The organism is Methylobacterium sp. D54C (assembly GCF_053345595.1).
In genome coordinates this window covers 1-3,633 of the sequence record NZ_JBKFAK010000069.1, presented here as the reverse complement: position 1 = coordinate 3,633, position 3,633 = coordinate 1, and the positions used below count along the sequence as shown (strand labels likewise).

Here is a 3,633-nt window from a genome sequence, read left to right as displayed (position 1 = left end):
CCTCGGTGGCGACCCGGAAGGCGTCGCGCACGATGGTGGGGATCGAGGAGGCCGAGACGATCTGCCGGGCCATCTTGGTGATCGGCTTCATCGACGAGATCACGTCGACGATCTGGAACTTGGCCTGGCGCGAGGACAGGATGCCCTTCTGGCCGGTGATGATGATCATCGGCATGGCGCCAAGATGGGCGTAGGCCGCGCCGGTGGAGAAGTTCAGGGCGCCCGGGCCGAGCGTCGAGAGGCAGACGCCGGGGCGGCCGGTGAGTCGGCCGTGGGTGGCGGCCATGAAGCTCGCCGCCTGCTCGTGGCGGGTCAGGACCAGCTCGATCTTGGAGTTGCGCAGAGATTCGACGACGTCGAGGTTCTCCTCCCCGGGAATCCCGAAGATGCGGTCGACGCCCTCGTTCTCGAGGGCCGCGACGAGGAGATCTGAACCTTTGGGCATGCGACGTCTCGCTGATGTAACGGTGTTCCCCGGCCGTCCGGGTCGATTCCGGCACTGTGATCGCGAGGCCGTGAACGACACGAGACGGAGGAACACCCCCCGAATACTCGGTTCGTTAGAGGGCCCCCCTGTAGGGTGGTCAAGGGCCGTCCGGGCCCGTGACGTCACAGAGCCGGCCGGATGCTAACGTGCGGTCCGCCGCCCCGGCTTCGGGCCGGTCGAGCGCACCGGCGGGGCCGACCCGGCTGCCGCGATGGAACAGCGATGGATCGCATCGAGAGCGACAAGACCGTGCCGCCGGGGGACCGGGATGCGGATGCCCCGGCCGTGGACTCGGTGCTGGCACCGGTCGCCGATTTCCCGCGGATCGACCTCCGCGCGGGCGTCGAGGCCTGGGACAAGCGGCGCAAGGCCGGCAAGCGGCTGCGCGCCGAGGTGCCCCACGCGGGCCAGGCCGCGCTGGCTTCCGATCCCGACCGGCCCGACCCGGTCGCCCTGATCGAGGCCGCCCACGCGGGCCGCCAGCCGCACCTGATCCCGCTGCGGGTCGCCCGGATGGCGAGTTCGCCCTTCGCGTTCTTGCGCGGGGCCGCGCACGTCATGGCCTGGGACCTGTCGCGCGGGCCGCGCAGCGGCATCGACGTCGTGATGAACGGCGACGCGCACACCGACAATTTCGGCCTGTTCGGCACGCCGCAGCGCGACATCGTCCTCGACCTCAACGATTTCGACGAGGTCACGATCGGCCCGTGGGAGTGGGACCTCAAGCGCCTCGCGGCCGGGCTGGCGATCGCCGCCGACGACGCGGGCCTGCCGGCAGGCGAGCGGCGGGCGGCCGTCATGGAGGCGGTCTCCGGCTACCAGCACACGATGCGGCGCCTCGCGCCGCAGGGCTCCCTCGACGTCTGGTACCAGACGACCCGCGCCGACGGCCCGCACATCGCAGGGCTCCAAATGAACGCGGAGGCCCGGGCGGTGGTCCGCCGGGCGGTCGACAAGGCGCGGCGTCGCAACAACCGCAGCCTGCTCGCCCAGGTGGCCGAGCGGCGCACCGACGGCACCTGGCAATTGCAGACCGACGCGCCGATCCTGACGCCCGTGGACGCGGCGACCCGCGAGGGCGTCGTCACCGGCCTGGAGCGCTACGCCGAGACCCTGCCGCGGGAGCGGCGCTTCATGCTCGACCGCTACCACGTGGTCGACGTCGCCCACCGCGTCGTCGGCGTCGGCAGCGTCGGGACCCGGGCCTACCTCGCCCTGCTGTTCGGCAATTCCGACGCCGACGCGCTCTTCCTGCAGGTCAAGGAGGCGGTCCGACCGGCGCACGCGCCGTACCTGCCAGGCGTGCCGGCGCCGTTCTCCGGGCACGAGGGCGAGCGGGTGATCTACGGCCAGCGCCTGCTCCAGGCGGTGGGCGACCCGCTGCTCGGCTGGACCAGCATCGCGGGCCGGCCGTTCTACGTGCGCCAGATGAAGAACCTGAAGGGCGCGATCCCGCTGGCGCGGATGTCCGGCGCGCCGCTCCTGACCTTCTCGTACGCCTACGGGACGCTGCTGGCGCGCGCCCACGCGCGGACCGGGGACGCGGCGGCGATCGCCGGCTACTGCGGCAGCGGCAAGCACCACGACCTGAGCGGGGCGATCGCCGACTGGGCCGCGGCCTACGCGGAGCGCAATGCGGCCGACTTCGCCCTGTTCCGCGCGGCGATCGCGCGCGGCCGCCTGGAGGCCGCAGCGGATCCGTGCCTGTGACGGTGCGGTCTGCTCGCGGCCGGTCGATGCCGTCCGCACGTCCGTCCTCGCGAGCGGAGCGAAGTGAGGACGGCACGGAATGCCTCGACCGTCGCGTTCAAGCGGAAAGCGTATCAGATGATGCCCGGCGCCGGCGGCTCGTGGGCCAGCCGGACCAGGAGGTCCCGCAGCCAGCGGTGGGCCGGGTCGTGGTCGTAGGAGGCGTGCCACAGCATCGACACGGGCACGTCGTCGAGGGGCACCGGCACGGGGCTGACGCTCAGCGCCAGGGCGCTGGCGAAGGAGGTGGCGAGCCGGGCGTGCATCGTGGCGATCACCGGCGCCGCGCGGACCATGAACGGGACCACGAGGAAGCGCGGGGTCGTCACCGCCAGGGTGCGCGAGCGCCCGATCAGCGCGAGGGCGTCGTCGACGACCCCGTGGGCGGTCTCGCGCAGGGACGTCAGCACGTGGGGGAAGCGCAGGTAATCGTCGAGCCCGATCGGCGGCTCCAGGCCGATCAGGGCGGCGTTGAACAGCACCACGTAGCTGTCCCGGTAGAGGAGGCGCTGCTTGTGGTGGAGCTGCCCCTCCGAGAACAGGCCGATGGCGAGGTCGACCCGGTCGGCGTCGAGCTCGTCGAGGATCCGGGTCCGGTCGACCGAGCGCAGCAGCAGCCGGATGCCGGGCGCCTCCCGCCGGAGCTGCGCGATTAGCCGCGGCCCGAGCAGCGCCTCGACGCTGTCCGGCAGGCTCACCGTGAAGACGCGTTCGACGGTGGCCGGGTCGAACCGCTCCTCCCGGTGCACCAGCGCCTGCACCTGCCGGAGGGTGGCGCGCAGCGGCTCGGCGATCTTCAGGGCGCGGGGCGTCGGCCGCATCCCGTCCGGCGCCCGGGTCAGGAGCTCGTCGTCGAACAGGCGGCGCAGGCGGGCGAGGCTCGAGCTCATCGCCGACTGGCCGATCCCGACCCGTGCGGCGGCCCGCGTGACGCTGCGCTCGTCGAGCAGCGCGTCGAGGGCGACCAGCAGGTTCAGGTCGATCCGGCTGAGATCGATATGGTCGATGGCCACGGGCGTCGCGTTCGGTGGAGGGTCGGAGTGCCGACATAGCAGATGAGACGGCTTGCCCGTCATCCCGAAGTCGCGCCGCGGCGTCCCGGAGTGACGGCAGGGCTCGGCCCATGTGACGGTGCCCGCGGCCGATGGTTTCTCGGCACCGACGTCCTTGCGAGCGGAGTGAAGCAATCCAGCAGCGCGACGCCTGCCGATGTTGCGCCGCCCTGGGTCGCTTCGCTGCGCTCGCGATGACGGAGAGGTGCGCGTCGACCGCGGCGCGCGCCTCAGTTTGCCTTGACAATGTTCCTATTTTGTGCTTCCTGACCGCACCTGTCCGCGGCGGCCCGGGAGCGATCCCGGGCCGTCCTTCGGGGGCCCGCCCGGTGGCTGACCGTGCGG

Annotated in this window: 3 protein-coding genes; 1 reads left to right on the top strand and 2 read right to left on the bottom strand. The window is 72.3% G+C overall.

The features are described 5' to 3' along the window. Positions 1 to 445: thiamine pyrophosphate-binding protein (locus tag ACLBYB_RS32445; protein WP_447701332.1), on the bottom strand; the 445-nt coding region annotated here is incomplete at its 3' end. 264 nt (positions 446 to 709) lie between these two features. Between ACLBYB_RS32445 and ACLBYB_RS32440 the strand changes: the two genes are divergently transcribed. After that, the gene (locus tag ACLBYB_RS32440; RefSeq protein ID WP_447701331.1) at positions 710 to 2,197 is read left to right on the top strand and encodes a DUF2252 domain-containing protein; all 1,488 of its coding nucleotides are present in this window, start codon (positions 710 to 712) and stop codon (positions 2,195 to 2,197) included. A 113-nt stretch (positions 2,198 to 2,310) separates the two neighbouring features. Here ACLBYB_RS32440 and ACLBYB_RS32435 read toward each other — a convergent pair whose 3' ends face one another. Beyond that, a complete protein-coding gene (locus ACLBYB_RS32435) occupies positions 2,311 to 3,249 on the bottom strand; it encodes a LysR family transcriptional regulator (protein WP_020095076.1) in 939 nt (312 codons plus the stop codon). Between the last annotated feature and the right edge of the window lie 384 nt (positions 3,250 to 3,633).

Bases quoted from the DNA above. Each gene is read 5' to 3' on its own strand.
- ACLBYB_RS32440 (WP_447701331.1), top strand. From the start codon at position 710: ATGGATCGCATCGAGAGCGACAAGACCGTGCCGCCGGGGGACCGGGAT.